Source organism: Heyndrickxia sp. FW510-T9 (genome assembly GCF_058781025.1).
Genome location: NZ_JBYSWK010000069.1, coordinates 1 through 19247 on the forward strand (window position 1 = coordinate 1; position 19247 = coordinate 19247).

The window sequence follows — 19247 nt, forward strand, 5'->3', positions numbered from 1 at the left end:
ACATCAGAAGGTTTCCTGTGAAGATTGGGAGACTTCTTTCAATTGTTGGGAGGTTTCTTCACTTTTTTAGGCGATTCTCCTTAGTTTTTCGGAACTCCCCTTTGAGTTTGGAGGTTTCCTTCGTTAGTTGGGAGACTTCCTTCGAATGTTGGGAGACTTCCTTCATTTGTTGGGAGGTTTCTTCACTTTTTTAGGCGATTCCCCTTAGTTTTTCGGAACTCCTCTTTGAGTTGGGAGACTTCCTTCATTTGTTGGGAGGTTTCTTCGCTTTTTTTGGAGATTTACCTAGATTTTCGGCAATCCACCACTATCCAACATAAAAACCCTCTCACAAGTGAAAGGGTCACAAAAAATTAATATATTAAGTTTACAAGTTCGTCTTTCGTTATATTACCGAAATAATGCTTCACATCAATGTTTTCTAATGCTTTTTCAATTTCATTTCGTTCATAACGAACACCTGTAAGTTTGTTCTCGATTTCTGTAATGTCTCCAACACCAAAGAAATCACCGTATATTTTACAATTTTCTATCGTTCCTTTCGTTACATCTAAACGAACGTCAATGCCACCGACAGGGAAACGATGTGAATGCTGAAGATTGAAGTTTGGTGATTTACCATAGTTCCAATCCCAATTTTGATATCTTTCTTTTGAAAGCTGGTGGATTTTTTCCCAATCTTCTTCTGTAAGCTTATATTCAGGGATTGGATTTTGTCCTTCAAAAATAGAATCTAGAAGAAGTTGACGAAATTCTTCAATTGTTAGTTTTTGATCTAAAAATTCAGAAATATTCGCCACGCGGCTTCGAATTGATTTTATACCTTTTGATTCAATTTTGTCTTTCTTCACTTTCAATGCGGATACAACATTTTCAAGCTCCGAATCAAGCATTAATGTACCATGACTGAACATACGGCCTCTTGTTGAAAATTGTGCGTTTCCAGAAATCTTTCGTTCACCCACTTGAATATCATTACGGCCGCTGAGTTCTGCATTAACCCCTAATTTTTGCAATGCTTTAGTCATAGGTTCCGTAAATTTCAAAAAGTTATGGAAGCTCTCGCCATCATCTTTTGTGATGAAGCTAAAATTTAGGTTGCCAAGGTCATGGTAAACAGCTCCACCACCTGATAATCTACGAACAACGATGATTCCGTTATTATCCACATATTCCGTATTAATTTCTTCAATCGTATTTTGATTTTTTCCAATAATAATAGATGGTTGGTTTATATAGAATAAAAGGTATGTTTCATTCGGATCTAAATTTTTTAAAGCGTATTCTTCAATCGCTAAATTAATTTGCGGGTCGGTTATTCCTTTATTATCAATAAACAACATTTTTATCACTCCAAATTCAAATATATCTTATTATAATTGGATCGTTAATCCGAAATAGGCTAATGTAACTTCGCCAGAAAATCTCGAAGCTGCCTCTGATTTCAATTGTTCCAAGTCACCGAATTGTGGTAAATGGGTGAGAACTAAACGCTTTGCTCCAGCTATTTGTGCAAGTTCTCCTGCCTCAAAGCTTGTCATATGCCCCGCCCCAGAACCATCCATGTTTCCATAAAAATTACACTCACAAAGTAAGACGTCCGCATCTTTCGAAAATGCATGCAAAGATTCTATGTAAGATGTATCAGCCGTATAGACAAACACTTGATCCTCTACTTCTATTCTCATTGCATAGCAAGGTACTGGATGCTTTGTCTGCAAGAAGGTAATCGCAAATGGACCTATTTGTAGCTTATCATTAGGATTATATGGAACACCTTTCGTTACATCTTGAAAAGACAGGGTTTCAAACACACGTTCGTCTTCTTGATGGCCATATATTGACAATGTTTGGATATTTTTATCCATATACTTTCCGATAAGCAGAGCATGCTGCAGTACACCGATATCAGCAATATGGTCTGGATGATAGTGAGAAATAATAACAGCATTCAGTTCTTCAGGTTGAATAAAATTTTGCAGTTTTGATAATACTGCACTTCCGCAATCGATGAGGATTTTATATTGATCATGCTCTAGTAAATATCCAGAGCTTGCCTCATTTACCTTAGGAAATCCTCCCCATTGCCCAATCACCGTTAATTTCATATTACTCCTCCTAAAATTATAGTTTAATTGAGAATTCTTAGCAATTTTATTATTCTCTATAGGTCTTTTATTAAACTTTGTTGTTTTAGTATCGTGAATCTTAATTATTTTTTCATTCGCTTTAGAATCTATAATCTCATAAAAAAAAGATCCACTGAAACTAAACCTAATTAGGAATTTGATTAAGATTCGAAAAGTAACAAGTTATAATCTGCTTTTTGATTTTAACATTTTATACGAAAACAGCTCTCTCTATTTTACCCAAATTCTATTGAGAACGGCATTATTTATTAGACTAAAAAAACCCGTGACCAACTATCACGAGTTTACATTACTTTATTTATTAGAACTATCTTTTGTTTTAGGATTACCTATAGTAATTTCAGTTTTTGGCATGACATGTTGATCTCTAGCATCAACGTGAACCTGTACTTGATACACTCCATCATGGTCAAACACGTTATTCACAGAATATGTACCATTTTTTTCGTTCTTGGCATCAAGAAACTTACTGTCGTTAATATCGTCGCCTTCCCAAATTTGAAATTTAACATCATCAGCATTTTTCACTTTTTCATTACCTTGTGTCACTATCGCTTTTAATGGTATTTCTTGATTTATCTTTGCTTTGTTCGGAATTACTAAGTTTACTTCTACCTCTACTGGAGCTTTTTTATTGTATGTATTTGATTGATTACTTCCGCAGGCGGATAAAACAATGACTGTGATACATGTTAATATTCCAATTAGTATTTTTCTTGACATAAAGATACCTCCTTACCTTATATATTATATGGTAACATTACATTTGAGAGAGAAAAGTCATGTTTTGTTAATAAGTGTTGACAATTTTATTCATAAAAAAACACTATGATAATTTTGAGCATTTCATGAATATTTGACCATAAACCAATTTTTACATTCTTTTTCGTCTATAATGAAGGAAAATCAACTTAATAAAAAGCTCTTTTCTTATACTTTGTTGTTCTATAATCGTTCATCTCATACATATATTTCATTCCGTATTAGAATAGGAAGCCATGTTTAGGAATTTAATTAAGATACGAAAAGCAACAATTTCTACGAAAACAGCCAAATAAATTTTTGGAGGATAAATACATTGAAACGATTACAAATACCTCTATTGTTCATATTGATTATATCTTTAATCAGTCTCAGTGCTTGTAGTAATTTAACTAATAAAAAAGGGGATCCAGTTGGAAACTTTACCTATACCGATGAAAACGGAAATAAATTTGGGATGAAGGACCTAAAAGGGAAGGTTTGGGTTGCTAACTTTATTTTTACTAGTTGCACGACAATTTGTCCGCAGTTGACCTACCAAATGAGCGAACTGCAAAAAAAGGCGAAAGAAAAAGGGCTAGATGATGTTCACTTTGTTTCTTTCAGTGTAGACCCTGAGGTTGATACACCAAAAAGGATGAAGGATTATGCATCTCATTTCGAACCAGACTTTTCTACATGGCATTTATTAACAGGATATTCGCAAGCACATATTGAAAAATTTGCGTTGGATAAGTTCAAGGAGCTTGTAAAAAAACCGGAAAACGATACACAAGTTGTTCACGGAACAAGCTTTTATCTTATAAACAAAAAAGGGGAAATCATTAAGGATTATTCAGGTGGAGCAAATTTTAAACTTGATGAGATTATCAAAGATATAAAAGCTTTGGATTAAAAAAGTTAGGGCATATTGCCCTAACTTTTTTTATGCTGCTTGTTCTGTTTTCATAGTATGTGCTTTTTTATATTTTACCGTAAAGTAAATGATTGTGATTAAAATAAAAGCAATCATGTAAATAAACATTAATCCTAAGTTATGCCATACTGTTTGAAAATCTCCAGTTGAAATGACTGCTTTAAAAGCATTTAGTGAGAATGTCATTGGCAATACATTATGAACTGGATGCAAAGCAGGTGGTAATAACTCAAGTGGGAATGTTCCCGCACTACTTGTTAATTGTAAGATTAAGATAATGATTGCTAAAAATCGTCCAGGATCTCCTAATATTGCGGTTAAGCATAGAATCAAAGCCATATAGGTTAAGCTTGTCACGATTTCGGTACAGATAAATACTGGTATACTCTTTACATCTAGACCGATACCACCGATGACAATAGCTGCTGCGATAAGCGATTGAATAATACCTACCATTGCCATTACTCCGTATTTACTTGAAAACAAAAGCAATCCATTTTTCGGTGCGATAATAGGGTTTTTCACATTGAACACAATGGTTAACAATAATGCTCCAACGAACAATCCAAGGGAAAGGAAATATGGTGCCAAACCTGTTCCATAATTCGGAACTTTATTGACTTCCTGTTTATCTACCTTAACTGGATTTCCCATCATATCATATGTTTTTTGATTAGCATGGACAGAACCAGATTTGTTTGCGGCATCACTCAATTTATTCTTTAACTCTTTTGATCCATCTGTTAACTTGTTTGCACCGCTGTTTAAATCTTTTGATCCATCAGCCAATTTAGATGTACCGTCACTTATTTTGTTTGCACCAACTGCTAATTGCCCAATTCCCGCATTAAGCTGGTTACTTCCAGATGCCAATGAGTTTGCACCGCTAACAGCCTCAGCTAATTTCTGATTAAATACAGTCATTCCTTGAAGCAACTGCGTTTGACCGTCATTTAATTGATTTGCACCCTCTGTTAATTTCTGTGAACCTGCTAAAAGAGTATCTAGACCATTTTGCAATGGTTTGTTACCATCCTCGTTTAATTTATTTACTGAATCAGCAATTGTATTTGCACCAGTCTGAAGCTTACCAGTTGATGTGCTAAGTTGATCCGCACCACTTGCAACATCGTTGCTGCCCTTTTCTAATTGATCTATTGCTGCTTGTAAGACTGTTTTTTGTTGATCTGGTAGTGTCGCCATTAACGGCTCTAATTGTTGCTTAAGGGCGGTAATTCCGTCATGAACTTGTTTTGCTCCGTCTGCTGTTTTAGTAGCTCCATTTCCAAGTGCACCAAGATTATCTGCAAGAGCTTTAGCGCCTTCATGAATTTTATCTGTATTAGAAACAAGTTCTTTTGCACCGTCATCAGCATGTTGTAATCCGCTTGTTAGTTGTTTTGTTCCATCTGCTAAATCAGCAGATCCCTTACTTGCACTCAGTGTACCTTTTAAAAGCTGATCATTTCCATCTTTAAGCTGACTAAGACCATTAGAAAGGTCTGATGCACCATTTGCTACATCAGTGGAACCACTTGCAGCTGAATTTACACCATTTTGAAATTCAATTGATTTCGATGCAAGTGTTTCAAGATTTTCTTTCATTGAGTTTGATCCGTTATCCAGTTTTTTTGCTCCATCATACAAGGAGGATGCACCTTTACTTGCCTGGCTGTATCCTTTTCCCATATCTTTAATTTTATTAAAGATTTGTTCCGCATAAGTTGCTGTCACTTCTTTTGAAACAGATGCCTTGATTTCCTTCATGGCAGAGTCGCCAATTTTAGAGGATAAATAATTCGCCCCTTCATTCGGAATATAGTTTAGCTCTAATTTTTTTGGCTGATCATCCATTAAAGTAGTGGCATTTTCGGAAAAGTTTTGCGGTATCTCAATTAACAGGTAATATTTTTGATCCTTAAGATCTTTCATAGCTTTTTCATTGTCTACAATTTGAAAATCAAAATCCTTACTGTCCTTTAAATTATTCGCTAGCTCCTTTCCTAGCTTTAAACGATCTCCGTCCAATACAGCACCTTTGTCATTATTTACAACGGCCACAGGTAAACGATCCAAGTGTCCATATGGATCCCAAAACGACCATATAAACATTCCTGCATACATAATAGGTACAAATGTAATAGCTAATGTTGAAATTAACAGCATTGGATGACGGAGGATTTTCTTTAATTCAGCGATAAACATACCATGTTACCTCCTTTATAATTTATTGACCGTTTTATTCATTCGGTCAATTTTATCCGAAAAATTAGGACCATCAAGTTGATAATCCTTGGAATAAGTATAATTTAAATAGTTTAGAGATTTCTTCCTTCTCAAGCGGCTTATGATGCTTTTCCCAGTCAAAAATTAAAGAGACATATAACTTTAAAATAACAAATGCGGTAATCTCAGGATTGCAGTCTTTAATTTCTCCTCTCTGAACTGCCTCCATGATAATATTTTGAATATAATTTAGGATGGAATCTTCAATCCGATGCATAACCTCTTGAACTTCAGGAGTACCTATATCACTTTCCTCTTGAAATAGCTTAATGTATAATTGATGATTTTTTCGAAATTCCAATAATTTGAAAAGGGTATGGTCTACTTTTTCATGAAAAGGTAAATCGGAATGCATACATAGTTCCGCTACCTCTTTCATTTCTTTTAACAAAGAAGTGATGATTTCATAAAATAATTCCTCTTTGTTTTTGAAAAAAGTATAGATGGTTCCCTTTCCGACATTTGCAAGCTTTGCAACTTGATCCATGGTCGTTGCTTTGTAACCAAATAAGGAAAATGATTTAGTAGCCGCATCGATAATTAACTTTCTGCGATCAATTGCCAATGATTTCACCACTTTTCAAAAAATGACCAAAACACTAAATCAGTCAATTAGTATCACAAGGAATAATATAGCACAACCATTTTAGAGAATCAAGGGACTGAAATGCTTTTTTTGAAATAAAAAATTCGCCCCAAAAAGGAGCGAGATTCTTTACATTTGTAAATGCTTTAATATAACGGTTGCCAAGACATCAATAAATTCAGGTCTTGCATTCGGCATTGCTGGACGGTAATAGCTTGCGCCGATTTCTTCTGTTACTGTCTTGCATTCATAATCATTATCATATAGTACTTCTAAATGTTCCGCTACAAACCCAACAGGAATATATACAAAAGCTTTATAGCCATTTTCCTTGAAAAGGTCACGTGTCAGATCTTGTACATCCGGACCCAGCCATGGATCAGGTGTATTTCCAGCACTTTGCCATCCTATAGCATAATCTGTTATTCCAGCTTGTTCAGTAATAAGTTCTGCCGTTTCTTTAAGTTGCTCAGGATATGGATCGCCGTATTGCAGAATTTTTTCCGGTAAGCTATGTGCTGAAACAATTAGACAGGCAGACCCACGTTTTTCTTCACTCATACTTTGATATGTTTCCTTTACTTTATCTACCCAATATTGAATGAACTTTGGTTCAGTGTACCAGCTTTCAACTGAAGTAATTTGCAGTCCTCCAAGTTTTTCTGCTGCAGCATTCGCTCTTTCATTATACGATTTAACACTGAATGTAGAAAAATGTGGGGCAAGTACAAGTGATACTGCCTCTTCAATACCATCTTCATGCATTTGACTTACAGCATCTTCAATAAATGGCTCAATATGTTTTAAGCCTATGTATGCTTTAAATTCCACCTCATCTTGAATTTCATTCAAGCGATTTTGTAAGCCGTATGCTTGTTCTTCTGTTATTTTTGCTAGCGGAGAAATCCCTCCAATAGCTTCATAACGGCTTCTAAGATCTTCTAACATTTCCGGAGATGGTTTTCTGCCATGACGAATATGAGTGTAATAACGTTCAATATCTTCTTCTTTGTATGGCGTGCCATATGCCATTACAAGGAGACCGACTTTCTTTTTTGTCATTTAACTTACCTCATTTCACTTAGTTTCATTGCACTATATTCATGAATAAATGCTGTTAGTCGTTTTAGTACATCTGGATTCACTTGTGGGAATACACCATGACCTAGGTTGAAAATATACCCCGGCAACTCCATTCCTTGATCCAAAATGTTTTTTACTCTTTCTTCTAAAACATCCCAAGGTGCTAAAAGTATGGTAGGATCTAAATTTCCTTGTACAGCCTTATTTATTCCTTTAGCGCGGGCTTCACGAATAGGAAGTCGCCAATCAAGTCCGACAACATCTAATGGAAGGTCGTTCCATTCTAGTGCTAAGTGACTAGCACCAACACCAAACATGATAAGTGGAACATTTTCCTTTCTTAACTCTGAAAATATTCTTGTCATGACAGGCTTAATAAATGTTCGATAGTCTTCTACGTTTAAAGCCCCTACCCATGAATCAAAAATTTGAATAGCACTAGCGCCAGCTTTAATTTGTGCACGTACATATGAAATCGTCGTTTCTGCAAGCTTGTCCATTAGCATAAACCAAGCTTTTGGCTCTGTATACATAAATGCTTTTGTTTTTTTATAGTCTTTTGAAGGTCCCCCTTCAATCATATAACTAGACACAGTAAATGGTGCACCTGCAAATCCAATTAGCGGTACAGTTAATTGTTCTTGTGTTAACAGCTTTATAGTATCCAAAACATATGGAACGTCTTCTTCCGGATGAATTTCTCCTAGCTTTTCTACATCGCTAACTGTCCTAATAGGATTATTAATGACTGGACCAATCCCAGACTTTATTTCCACATCAACACCAATGGAAGGTAGTGGTGTCATAATATCTTTATATAAAATTGCTGCATCAACATTGTATTGTTCAACAGGAAGTCTTGTTACATATGCACACAGCTCAGGCTGATGGGTAATTTCAAATAAGGAATATTTCTCCTTTAGTGCACGGTATTCAGGTTGAGAACGTCCGGCTTGCCTCATATACCATACAGGTACATGATTTGTTTTTTCACCTCTTGCCGCTTTTATGAGAGCATCGTTTGTTATTTTAGTCATCTACAAAATGGCCACCTTTCAAGCATACAATCTCTTACTTGTTTATGTATTCGTCTGTTATTAGTCTGTTTTTACTATAGTCGTTTTACACTTAAAAGTATAGTAATCACAGTGAATTGTCATAAATTCTTCCTTAATTATATATAGAAATCTATTCTATCATAAAACTTATCTTTCGTTGTTATTCGGCACATCTAGGGCTTATCCTAGGAGTACAACCAACATTTTTATAAAGAGATCATTATTTGTTTATACTTTTTCATCGCGGGAATGGGTATAATAAAGAAAATACTGTGGATGAGATAACCTGAGGTGATTAAATGAATGTATATATGACCACTGGAACGTATGATTTTTTGGAAAAAATAAAAGCAAAATATCCAGAAGAGTTATTGATTCTTATGCAAAACGGACAAAATTCCTTATTATTACACGAAACAGCGAAAAAGTCAGTATTTGAAGTGCCACGCAAATACGAAGTAGTAGATGGATCAGGAGAGCTAGTTAATAAAGGACTTGCTGTATTTAATAATGTGCCAGTAACAGATGAGGGCAGACCAGTTTTTGAATATCGTTTTAAAGAAAGAATACCGTCTATAAGTCAAATCAAGGGATTTCACGCTATCCGCTTGCTCCGTCCATTAAAAGGTGATACATATGTAGAATTTACGTTATGGGAGAATGAGAAGGCATATTCTGATTGGAAACACTCATATTCATACGAAAAAGCCCAAAAAACCGATTCCATTTCAGAATTCAAAAGTATTTTTTCAGGCCCCGCTTATTTTACACAATATATTATTCCAGATGAAGAATAGAGATAAAACGATGAAGAGCCAATCAAGGCTCCTTATTTTTGGGATAAAACGATATTATGACGATTCGCATAAATCGCCGCTTGGGTACGATCTGATACCCCTAACTTACTTAATATATTGCTGACATGAGTCTTTACCGTTTTTACTCCAATGTATAAGAAATCACTTATTTCCTGATTTGTCATGCCATCTCCTATGCATTTCAGCACTTCAACTTCTCGTTCTGTTAAATCATCATGTGGTTGCTTAGCGTTCCCTCTAAATCGATTCATCATTTTATGCGCTACTTTTGGCTCGATTACAGATTCACCTTTAACAGCTTTATAAATGGCTGCTGTTACTTCTTCAGCCCGAGATGTTTTTAATAAATAGCTATGCGCACCAGCTTCAATTGCAGGGAATACTTGTTCATCGTCATAAAAACTTGTTAAAATAATTATTTTGCAGTCTGGCAAAAACGTTAAGATTTCCTTTGTCGCATCGATTCCAGTACCATCCTCCATAAGTAAATCCATTAAAATCACTTGGGGCATATACTTTTTCGCTAGCTTTGCAGCTTCCCCGCCAGAACTTGCCTCCGCTATAAGATCTATGCCATCTTCTGTTAATAAATACGAACGAATTCCTAATCTAACCATTTCATGATCATCTACTATCATTACTTTTACCTTTTCCATCCTTATTCCCCCTTCCATACGAAAGGCTCTTTTCTTAAGCTTTATTGACTTTGTAAAAGAACATCATTAAACTTCCTCATTCTGCTGAGAAATGGATATCCTTTTTAAGAAAAGACGCCCTGAAACCTAGTCTAATTTAGTTTTAATACAAATTACGAAAAGTAAGAATTTATTTAAAACTACATTATAAAGGTATTCGAATATTAATATATGTACCCTCATTCTCTTTGGAGCGAATTTGAAACACTCCTCCTAATTCTTCACAGCGTTCTCGCATCGTTTGTAAGCCATATGAAGTGATTGACTTACGTTCTACACTAAAACCATCCCCATTATCACTAATATACAAATGCAAATGGTCTTTCGTCACTTCTAAAGTTATTCTTACCTTCGTTGCGTGTGCATGTCTTAAAATGTTGGAGAGTGCCTCTTGGACAATTCGAAATACATGCTCTTCAATTGCTTTTGACAAGTTTTCCAAATCCTTAATACTGCTTTCAATATCAAGGTTTGTTTTTTCCTTTAATTCTCTAACTAACTTATAGATTCCCTCTTCCAATGTATCGCCTTTTAAATCAATAGGACGTAAATGCAACAGGAGTGCGCGCATTTCTCCTTGAGCTTTGACTGATATTCCAGCCACTTGCTTTAACAATTTTTCAGTTTCATCTGGATCTTTCGTAACTGTTCTTAACGCTGCTGAAGATAACATCCCAAGTGCAAACAACTGCTGACTTACAGAATCATGTAAATCCCTTGCCAGCCGTTGCCGTTCCTCCATGACAGCAGCTTGATGTGCCTTATCCACTAATTCCGTCTTTTCATCAGCAAGCCTTTGCAAAGAACGAACTTGGTCCTGAATATATGCCGCAAGCTGGTTCATTTCGTCAAGAATAAGCCCAATTTCATCCTGTTCATAATTTTCAATACGTGCTGAATATTTCCCACTTCGCAAAATAGAGACAAAGGACAATACATCGTCTAATTTCCTTAAAAACGATCTTCCACTTCGAAAACCAAAATAAATACTTAAAATCGCAAATATTATAAACATAAATAGCGAAAGGAAAAGAATATTCCTTGTAGTTAATTCCGCTTCATGATTTATTAATAAATAAAATTGCAGCCCTACAAAATAAAGTAAACTACAAATAACAGCCATAGTCAGGAAATTACGAATAAACCAAAAACGGATACTTAAAAACCTTTGCAACGATTCTCCCCCTTCCCTATACACGATCAATTCTAATGTCACCTATTCCCACATCAATGAAGATATCAATTTTCTTAATAGAGTCATGATAATTAGGAGATTCAAATACCAATTGTGGTTTTGTTCCTGAAGAATTCATTTCAAAAAGGCGGATATCGCCAATCGATATTTTTGTTTTGATTCGAATCGGAATATCCTCTGGAATAAGCATTTTCACATCACCAATTCGACTTTTAATCGTAATAGTTGTCTCTTCTTCAGGTATGAAAGCTTTGTTAAAGTCAAAATAATAGTCTCCAATTAAATTATGCAAGTCCATAGACTTTAAAGGCCAATTTTGCTTATTAAATTCCATATCCCCTATGAGGGTGAAACTTTTTTCATACTTTTTTTTATATTTTTTCTTATGTTTTTTTAAATCTTCAAAATCATTATCACTGAAATCTGCTTCTAATTTGAACTTCACTTTTTCTTTGAAAAATATTTTTTTAATAGCTAAATAAATAAAAAATATCGGCCACAGTTTCCACCAGTCACCATATGTGAAATGGACTATTTTATAATGATCTAACTCCAATAAAGATCCATATAGAATGAAAAATAAACAGAGGAAAATAGATCCCGATGATTTCCTACGAATGCCTTGTATAAAATACAATAATCCGGCAAAAACAAACAAAATCGGTACAAACATGACAAAAAGCTCTTTCATTTCCAAGGAAATGACACCGATATTTATAAGAAGTAGGGCTATCCCAATTACAAGTAAAATCGCAGAAAAAATCAAAATACTTCGCCGCCTTTTCAATCTCACTAAATAAATTCGAGAAAAAAAGACAAAATCCTTTATTTCTCTTTATAATAGTATATTATTTTATTATCAACCTTTTAAAGGTCCAATCGATATATCTCGTCTCCGTCTTAAGACGGATATTTTTCATAACATAACCGCAATGCTTAGAATCTTTGTCCGTAAACGTATATCCCATTCTAAAGTAAATACCTCATTTTTTACAGCTATTTTATATTTCCATTATATATGAATAATAGTAAGCTTTGAATTTCTAATTTTTCGTAAATAGAATATTTCTATTTACGAAAAATGATATAATAATAGAAATAATTGATGATAAGGGGTTGCTAATATGATTTCGCAAAAACTTTTTTCAATACTTGATGAATCCTATCCAGAAATGGTTGAGATTAGACAATACTTACACCAACATCCTGAATTATCCTTCAAAGAGGTGAATACGGCTAAGTACATAGCTGATTACTATAAAAAACTTGGCATTGATATTAAAGAAAACGTTGGCGGAAATGGCGTTGTTGCAAGAATAAAAGGAACCAAACCAGGAAAGACAGTTGCATTGCGTGCAGATTTCGATGCTCTTCCTATTCAAGAAGAAAATGAAGTTCCATATAAATCACTTGTTCCAGGTGTCATGCATGCCTGTGGCCACGATGGTCACACAGCTACCCTTCTTGTCCTAGCGAAAACATTAAACGAATTCAAGGACGATCTTGCCGGAGAATATGTCATGATCCATCAGCACGCTGAAGAGTATGCACCAGGTGGAGCCATTTCTATGATTAAAGATGGCTGCTTAGATGGTGTCGATGTAATATTTGGAACTCATTTATGGTCACCTGTTCCATGTGGGGAAATCACCTTTCGAAAGGGACCTATTATGGCTGCAGCAGACCGTTTTGAAATTACGATTCAAGGCTTTGGTGGGCATGGTGCACAACCACATAAGACAAAGGATGCTATTGTTATCGCTTCTCAGTTAGTTTTAAACTTACAACAAATTGTTAGTCGTAGAGTGAATCCAATCGATTCTGCGGTATTATCTGTAGGTTCCTTTGTTGCTAATAATGCCTTTAATGTGATTGCTGATTCCGCTAAAATCATTGGAACGGTTCGTACATTTAATGAAGATGTTCGTGATTTTATAGAAGCAGAAATAGAAAAAGTGATTAAAGGTACATGCTATGCATCTGATTGCACATATGAGTATCTCTATGATCGCGGGTACCCGGCAGTTGTCAATCATGATGTGGAAACAGACTTTCTCGTATCGTCAGCAAAACAGGTTAATGACATAAAAGCTATTCATGAAGCAGAACCGGAAATGGGTGGTGAGGATTTCGCCTACTACTTGCAGCATGTCAGAGGAACATTTTTCTTTACTGGTGCAAAGCCTGATGGTATTGAAACTCCGTACCCACATCACCATCCTAAATTTGATATAAATGAAAAAGCCATGCTTATTGCTGCAAAAACACTTGGATCAGCAGCTTTAAATTATCAAGATATGGATAGTTCCGAATTCGCAGTAAAATAATAATGGGAATATTCAATTCAAAAAATCTCCTCACTTTGGGAGATTTTTTCATTTTCATTTTTTTAATACATAATAAATAAAAATGCTCATACAATGTAGAAATGGACAAACTGTAGGAAGGGGATTAGCACATGTCATTGCCGATTTGGATTTATTTCGTTATAGCAGGAATTGTGATCAGTGCTTTCATGGCTGTAAAAACAGCTAAAGAGGACCGGGATCAGGAAATGGAATGGATTGAAAAAGAAGGCGAAGAATATATTGATAGAATGTTGGATGAGAAAGCACGAAGGGAACAAGTAAAGGATATAGGATAATTAGAAATCCATTATCCGGTAGCTGCTTCGCTAGCCAGAGACTAAGCTTGTTTAATAATTTAAATGATAATAAACTTATTCTTTCATAAAATTAAGGGACAAGGTGAAATTCAACCTTGTCCCTTTTTTATTCATTATTTAGTAGAAGTTCCAGTGCCAGATGTGTCAGCATTTAATACATTATCTAATACACCTTTTAGATCTTTATCATTAATTTTAACATTTGCATCTTTGATTTCGGTTTTCAATGCTTTCGTAATTGCTGTTTGATCCACTTTTTGCGATTTCACTTCTTGAGTAATTTGCTTTTTCATTTTCTCAAATGATTCTTTTTTCTTCTCACCAGTTAACTGAATAATGTGATATCCATACTCTGATTTAACCGGCTTACTGATTTCGTTTAGTTTTAGTGCATATGCAGCATTTTCAAATTCAGAAACCATTTTGCCAGGACCAAACCAACCAAGATCCCCGCCTTTTTCGGCAGAACCAGTATCAGTAGAATATTTCTTCGCTAAGTCTTCGAATTTTTGTCCTTCTTTTAATTTCTTCTCGATTTCATCAGCAGTTTTTTTGTCTTTTACTAAGATATGACGAGCTCTAATATCTGGTTTTACATTTTTATCGTAATAGTCTTTAAGCTCTTTATCCGTAACTTTAACATCTTTAGTTGCTGCTTTTTCTTCAAGAAGTCCTACCTTAAGTGTATTGCGAAAATCTTGCTCATCCTTATAACCATATTGTTGTAAGGCAGAATCAAATTGATCTCCTAGCTGATCTTTGGCAGCTTGAACTTGCTTATCGACATCTTTAGATGAAACCTTATATTTTTTAGATAATACTTTTTCAAAAATAAGCTGTTGTAGAACTTGCTCACCGTATTTATCTTTTAAAGCGGTATAAAGTTCATTTTGAGTGATATTACCAGCTTTTGTTTTAACAACTACATCATTACCGCTACCATTACTACCACAAGCAGCTAGTCCAACCATACTTGCCGCCAATGTAAGGGACAGTACCCATTTCTTCATTCGTAAACAACTCCCAACTGTAATTATCTTCGGTATACAAATATTAAGGGATTTTGAATGTATCCCTGCCATCTTAACTTATGAAGGAATCCTATTTTTGGTAAGAGTGCATTAATATGTATACTATCATAACATAATCTATGTTACCTTTCTTTTCTTAAAAAAGTATTAACAGATTATCCTCTTATCCTTCATAAAAATCTACAAATCATACTATAACACAATTCTTGTGAGAAAAGAAACATATTATCAGAATTCTAATGGATTTCTAATGTATATTCATATTTTTACAATAAAACTTCAACGGATGATGTGGGTAAATTTCAGACTTTCTGTGTTATTTATAGGCATTTGTTCTACACCAAATGGTCAAATGCACATAACATAAAGGGAAAGAAAAAGGGAGGTATTCAATAATGAACTTTGCAGGTGGCGGTTTCGCTTTAATTGTCGTGCTTTTTATCCTTCTAGTTATTATAGGTGCAGCTTACCTTTATTAGAAGTAGATGACAATTAGACGAATGCCTTAACGATATGAAATGGTTAGGAAAAATATAGAACAGAACCACTAGGGGAGGTGATAATGATGTCCGGTGGCGCATATGGATCTGGCTTTGCATTGCTGGTAGTGTTATTTATATTACTCGTCATTATTGGTGCAGCATGGATGTATTAAAAAACAGAAAAGGTCAGGCTATTATCAAGCAGCCTGACTAATTTTTATGTACAAAATGTTTTTATTCCTGCTATAGAATAGGAATGATTATGTTTTTTTGATTTATCATCTGCTCAACGTTGTGATTAAGCAGTAATAATTTCTACATAAGAAGAAACCAACAAAATAGTTATCAGTATATTAATGGTCATGAAAACCTTTGGCTGGCGATCTTCTGGAATTTCTTTTTGAATGCAAAGTGAATTGGTCAAACTATTAAAGGAATACAGAATAAACACAGCAAAAATAATAAAAATGGAGATCATCCAAACCCCTCCCCATATCTCCTATAAATTAGGATATCAAAATTTCACTAAAAAAGATAGATGAAAATAGCCTTACGATGAACCAATAAATCAATTATCTATTTTACACATGGAACAAGCAAATAAAATATGTTGTAAATCATGGTTGAAATGTATAAAATTTTTGGAAGTAGATATATGCTTATAAGAAAAGTGGAAATGCCTTGCTCTTTAGAGTGAGGATGAATTCCACTAGACGATTTGGCGCTATTGAAATTGAAGTACAAATTTCACCTGGAACTATACATAGACAGACTTATTATATAATTTATTTAAGGAAGAGCTTATACTTTTTTATAGGATAAAATACGAAAAAACTAATGAGGTTGGGAAATGGAGAATTTTGAGGAACGACTGAAAAGAATGGAATATTATCAATCATTACTTATCCAAATGTCAAAAAAAGAAGGTTTTGCATTTTTTCATTTAATCATTGAACATCAGTTAACCGAGGAAGATGTTGCACAATTCTTTAACCTTTGTGAAAATTTGAGCAAAGAATATGAAGAACAAAAAGCGGATAAATTTGTATTCTTTTCTCCGCTTTATGCAAATTTCAAGGAAAGACTACATCCTAAACTACAACCTAAAGAAGTAATACTCGCATGTATAGATCAAAATCTATATCCCGAATTAATGTATGTTTTAAAGAAAAATATTACTTAAGAATGCTCATTCTGTAGAGATAACTTTTTAATTTTTCCATCATCCTCAATAAATTCTGTTTCAATATTATGGAAAGATTTCTCGAAAATCTTCACAAAATCTTCCCCATAAATATTTCGTATCACAGCCATAAGTTCAATAAATTCTGGAAATTTACCGTAAAGGTTTCGAATTGGATCGGCACCTTGAAAAATAGCATGATTGGATGGGGTGAAAGATTCCATTAAGCTTAATAATATTTCTTCCCCTTCCTTCGTAATTTGAATATACGTATTTCTTTTATCATTTTCCTTTTTGGAGAATTGCAATAAACCTCTTTCCTCTAATTTTTTTGAAAAATTGAAAGCGGTCGAAACATGCATTACCCCAAACTTTGCTACATCTGAAATCGATGCACCATTAAGATGGTAGGCAATCCATAAAATATGGTGTTCATTAATATTCAAATCATAGGGCTTAATCCATTGCTGCCAATCCTTTTCTACTGTTTTCCACAACGCCTTACTTAATTGTGCAATTCTTTGGCTAAAAAGCAAAGCTTCTTTAATTGAATACTGGTCCCCTGTCATTATTTCACCCACTTTTATCTCTTTAATAACATTATGCCAATAAAACAAAAATTAATAAAGATGTAAATTGGCGAAATTTTTTGAAACAGTGCTGGAAATTAAAAAAACCCCATTAATAACGGAGTTTTTTAAGCATTTTTATTCGTTTTTAATTCTAATTCTTCAATTGTTTTTTGGATTTCTTTTAATTCATTGAAAAGTGATTGCTTAGATGGTTCTATTTCTTTTTGCCATTCGTTTATGGATGATTTAATATCGTGAATAATCTCTATTGCTATTTCTCTACCTTCTCCTGATAATTTAGAAAACGAATTTTTTAATCGGGAAAGATTTATTTTGATATCCTCTAATTTTCCCGCCAAGTCATCCGCCCTTTCTTTCAATTGAAACCGAAGTTCCTTTCCTGAGGTAGGGGCTGCTAACAAGGCAGTAATAGCACCTGCAACACTGCCAAATAGAAATCCATAAGCTAAAGTTCTTTTATTCATCGTATTCACCTCTGTTTGTTTCTAGTCATTATTATAACAGATATAGTACAACTTCTAAAAAATTTTACCTATTTTTAATATGTTAGATAATAAACATCAAATTAGAATCATTATGTAAATCGGTGATTCCTCTTCTATTTCTGGTTCACACCTACAAAAAAGCTCAGCGGAGAAAAAACATCTACCCACAACTTGTACAATTTCTATTTTTATGCCCTATATACTTGATTATAAATCATGACTGGTATTCGTGTAGCATATTGTATTTGTAGGACTTACTAATCGTATTCTTTTAGAGGAAGGGGATGGCTGCAATCACTTTTTTCTTCTTTTTCATTAGTATTCTTTTGCTAGCAGGGACGGGATTGAATATTTTTAAGCATTTACAACCAGGTTTTTATCCACCGAAAAGGGTTTTAAAACAAAGGATTAAATGGATGGGATATGGAGGCTTATTGTTTGGTTTAGTTGGTTTCATATGTTTGTGGATTTTCTAACTAAAATGGCCCCAAAATATGGGGCCATATGTTTATATTATTAAGCGTTTTTGATCATGTGAGTTCTTCTTAATACTGTTTGTACGATTGGATAAAGAATTGTCATCGCAACAGCATTAAACAATGCCCCTACTAAAACTGTTACATATAATACTAGAAAAGGGCCTGGCAAACCGACAAGCAGTAATGCCGAAGTTAAAAATACTGTACCTGAAATAATCGTACCGATAACCGTTAATACAATTGCTTTCATAACAGAAAAGCTTTTCTTGGATAATAAAATATAAAGTCCAAAGAAAATAAAGGATGTCATTAACTTATCAATGATATTTGGAACAAGTCCTCCAGGGAAACTAGTGGTTAATCCTGAAATAATCCCAGTTAACGCACCTAATAATAAAACATTTTTCTTTTCCGGAAATAACATAATTCCAAGGAACATCATAGTTAACATCATATCCGGCTTCATATTAAAAATAATCCCCGGAATAAAAGTGTGCAGCACAGTGCCTATTCCTATAAGCAGTGCCATGCTTACAAGTGATTTCGTATTCATTTCTCATCTCTCCTCAACTGTTCTCTTCTATTTTCTCTCCTACTGTGCACTCTTTGCCAGCAGCGAAAGTTAATTATATTTTATCATATATCTTTTCAGGAATGAAAGGGGAAAATTTGGTTAGTAGAACTAATTGTGGCTTTGGCAGTTTATCGGAATTATCTCTGGGTTTGGTGGAATTATCTCTGGGTTTGGCGGAATTATCTCTGGGTTTGGCGGAATTATCT

General features: G+C 34.3%; 23 protein-coding genes. 8 read left to right on the forward strand and 15 right to left on the reverse strand.

Features of this window, described 5'->3' with window-relative positions; all coding sequences use genetic code 11:
* Positions 1-353 precede the first annotated feature (353 nt).
* The 3 genes from lplA to AC3WJF_RS21300 all read right to left on the reverse strand — a co-directional run bounded on the left by lplA (position 354) and on the right by AC3WJF_RS21300 (position 2873).
* Entirely contained in the window at positions 354-1343 is a 990-nt protein-coding gene (gene lplA, locus AC3WJF_RS21290) for a lipoate--protein ligase (protein WP_492455808.1), read from the reverse strand.
* A 30-nt stretch (positions 1344-1373) separates the two neighbouring features.
* Complete coding sequence (locus AC3WJF_RS21295; protein ID WP_492455810.1) at positions 1374-2108, reverse strand: MBL fold metallo-hydrolase; 735 nt, start codon at positions 2106-2108, stop codon at positions 1374-1376.
* A gap of 336 nt (positions 2109-2444) precedes the next feature.
* Positions 2445-2873: a FixH family protein gene (locus tag AC3WJF_RS21300; protein WP_492455812.1), complete on the reverse strand. Its 429-nt coding sequence runs from the start codon at positions 2871-2873 to the stop codon at positions 2445-2447.
* 355 nt (positions 2874-3228) lie between these two features.
* Here AC3WJF_RS21300 and AC3WJF_RS21305 point away from each other — a divergent pair, with 355 nt between their 5' ends.
* Complete coding sequence (locus AC3WJF_RS21305) at positions 3229-3807, forward strand: SCO family protein (RefSeq protein ID WP_492455814.1); 579 nt, start codon at positions 3229-3231, stop codon at positions 3805-3807.
* 30 nt (positions 3808-3837) lie between these two features.
* On the opposite strand, the gene AC3WJF_RS21310 is transcribed toward AC3WJF_RS21305, so the two are convergent.
* From AC3WJF_RS21310 to hemE, 4 genes are all read right to left on the reverse strand, one after another.
* Positions 3838-6033: a YhgE/Pip family protein gene (locus AC3WJF_RS21310; protein WP_492455816.1), complete on the reverse strand. Its 2196-nt coding sequence runs from the start codon at positions 6031-6033 to the stop codon at positions 3838-3840.
* Between the two features lie 73 nt (positions 6034-6106).
* Positions 6107-6679 carry a TetR/AcrR family transcriptional regulator gene (locus tag AC3WJF_RS21315; protein WP_492455818.1) on the reverse strand — a complete coding sequence of 191 codons (573 nt, stop codon included), beginning with the start codon at positions 6677-6679 and terminating at the stop codon, positions 6107-6109.
* Positions 6680-6829: 150 nt separating this feature from the next.
* Positions 6830-7762, reverse strand: coding sequence for a ferrochelatase (hemH, locus tag AC3WJF_RS21320; RefSeq protein ID WP_492455820.1), 933 nt, complete (start codon positions 7760-7762; stop codon positions 6830-6832).
* Positions 7763-7767: 5 nt separating this feature from the next.
* On the reverse strand, positions 7768-8820 hold the full coding sequence (gene hemE, locus AC3WJF_RS21325; RefSeq protein ID WP_492455822.1) for a uroporphyrinogen decarboxylase: 1053 nt from the start codon (positions 8818-8820) through the stop codon (positions 7768-7770).
* A 320-nt stretch (positions 8821-9140) separates the two neighbouring features.
* Between hemE and AC3WJF_RS21330 the strand changes: the two genes are divergently transcribed.
* Entirely contained in the window at positions 9141-9638 is a 498-nt protein-coding gene (locus AC3WJF_RS21330; protein WP_492455824.1) for an antibiotic biosynthesis monooxygenase family protein, read from the forward strand.
* Between the two features lie 32 nt (positions 9639-9670).
* On the opposite strand, the gene AC3WJF_RS21335 is transcribed toward AC3WJF_RS21330, so the two are convergent.
* The 3 genes from AC3WJF_RS21335 to liaF all read right to left on the reverse strand — a co-directional run bounded on the left by AC3WJF_RS21335 (position 9671) and on the right by liaF (position 12315).
* The gene (locus tag AC3WJF_RS21335; protein ID WP_492455826.1) at positions 9671-10315 is read right to left on the reverse strand and encodes a response regulator; all 645 of its coding nucleotides are present in this window, start codon (positions 10313-10315) and stop codon (positions 9671-9673) included.
* Between the two features lie 184 nt (positions 10316-10499).
* On the reverse strand, positions 10500-11528 hold the full coding sequence (locus AC3WJF_RS21340) for a sensor histidine kinase (RefSeq protein WP_492455828.1): 1029 nt from the start codon (positions 11526-11528) through the stop codon (positions 10500-10502).
* Positions 11529-11544: 16 nt separating this feature from the next.
* Positions 11545-12315 (reverse strand): cell wall-active antibiotics response protein LiaF, encoded by a 771-nt coding sequence (gene liaF / locus AC3WJF_RS21345; protein WP_492455830.1) that lies wholly within the window; start codon positions 12313-12315, stop codon positions 11545-11547.
* A gap of 361 nt (positions 12316-12676) precedes the next feature.
* On the opposite strand from liaF, the gene AC3WJF_RS21350 reads away from it, so the two are divergent.
* Both AC3WJF_RS21350 and AC3WJF_RS21355 read left to right on the forward strand, forming a co-directional pair.
* Positions 12677-13876 carry a M20 family metallopeptidase gene (locus tag AC3WJF_RS21350; RefSeq protein WP_492455847.1) on the forward strand — a complete coding sequence of 400 codons (1200 nt, stop codon included), beginning with the start codon at positions 12677-12679 and terminating at the stop codon, positions 13874-13876.
* A 131-nt stretch (positions 13877-14007) separates the two neighbouring features.
* Positions 14008-14193 (forward strand): sporulation YhaL family protein, encoded by a 186-nt coding sequence (locus AC3WJF_RS21355; RefSeq protein ID WP_492455832.1) that lies wholly within the window; start codon positions 14008-14010, stop codon positions 14191-14193.
* 134 nt (positions 14194-14327) lie between these two features.
* Here the strand turns inward: AC3WJF_RS21355 and AC3WJF_RS21360 are convergent, their stop codons facing one another.
* The gene (locus AC3WJF_RS21360; RefSeq protein ID WP_492455834.1) at positions 14328-15224 is read right to left on the reverse strand and encodes a peptidylprolyl isomerase; all 897 of its coding nucleotides are present in this window, start codon (positions 15222-15224) and stop codon (positions 14328-14330) included.
* 416 nt (positions 15225-15640) lie between these two features.
* Here AC3WJF_RS21360 and AC3WJF_RS21365 point away from each other — a divergent pair, with 416 nt between their 5' ends.
* Both AC3WJF_RS21365 and AC3WJF_RS21370 read left to right on the forward strand, forming a co-directional pair.
* Positions 15641-15724: a YjcZ family sporulation protein gene (locus AC3WJF_RS21365; RefSeq protein WP_492455849.1), complete on the forward strand. Its 84-nt coding sequence runs from the start codon at positions 15641-15643 to the stop codon at positions 15722-15724.
* 83 nt (positions 15725-15807) lie between these two features.
* On the forward strand, positions 15808-15900 hold the full coding sequence (locus tag AC3WJF_RS21370) for a YjcZ family sporulation protein (RefSeq protein ID WP_492455836.1): 93 nt from the start codon (positions 15808-15810) through the stop codon (positions 15898-15900).
* Positions 15901-16025: 125 nt separating this feature from the next.
* Here the strand turns inward: AC3WJF_RS21370 and AC3WJF_RS21375 are convergent, their stop codons facing one another.
* Positions 16026-16205, reverse strand: a complete 180-nt coding sequence (locus tag AC3WJF_RS21375) for a hypothetical protein (RefSeq protein WP_055740867.1) — start codon at positions 16203-16205, stop codon at positions 16026-16028.
* 372 nt (positions 16206-16577) lie between these two features.
* Between AC3WJF_RS21375 and AC3WJF_RS21380 the strand changes: the two genes are divergently transcribed.
* Positions 16578-16910 (forward strand): DUF1878 family protein, encoded by a 333-nt coding sequence (locus AC3WJF_RS21380; RefSeq protein ID WP_492455838.1) that lies wholly within the window; start codon positions 16578-16580, stop codon positions 16908-16910.
* On the opposite strand, the gene AC3WJF_RS21385 is transcribed toward AC3WJF_RS21380, so the two are convergent.
* Both AC3WJF_RS21385 and AC3WJF_RS21390 read right to left on the reverse strand, forming a co-directional pair.
* A complete protein-coding gene (locus AC3WJF_RS21385) occupies positions 16907-17479 on the reverse strand; it encodes an HTH-type transcriptional regulator Hpr (RefSeq protein ID WP_492455840.1) in 573 nt (190 codons plus the stop codon). The two genes, AC3WJF_RS21380 and AC3WJF_RS21385, sit on opposite strands and share 4 nt — an antisense overlap.
* A gap of 128 nt (positions 17480-17607) precedes the next feature.
* The gene (locus AC3WJF_RS21390; RefSeq protein WP_492455842.1) at positions 17608-17967 is read right to left on the reverse strand and encodes a YtxH domain-containing protein; all 360 of its coding nucleotides are present in this window, start codon (positions 17965-17967) and stop codon (positions 17608-17610) included.
* 305 nt (positions 17968-18272) lie between these two features.
* Here AC3WJF_RS21390 and yhzF point away from each other — a divergent pair, with 305 nt between their 5' ends.
* Positions 18273-18464 carry a membrane protein YhzF gene (gene yhzF, locus AC3WJF_RS21395; protein WP_492455844.1) on the forward strand — a complete coding sequence of 64 codons (192 nt, stop codon included), beginning with the start codon at positions 18273-18275 and terminating at the stop codon, positions 18462-18464.
* A gap of 40 nt (positions 18465-18504) precedes the next feature.
* Here the strand turns inward: yhzF and AC3WJF_RS21400 are convergent, their stop codons facing one another.
* Positions 18505-19020 carry a tryptophan transporter gene (locus AC3WJF_RS21400; RefSeq protein ID WP_492455846.1) on the reverse strand — a complete coding sequence of 172 codons (516 nt, stop codon included), beginning with the start codon at positions 19018-19020 and terminating at the stop codon, positions 18505-18507.
* Positions 19021-19247 lie beyond the last annotated feature (227 nt).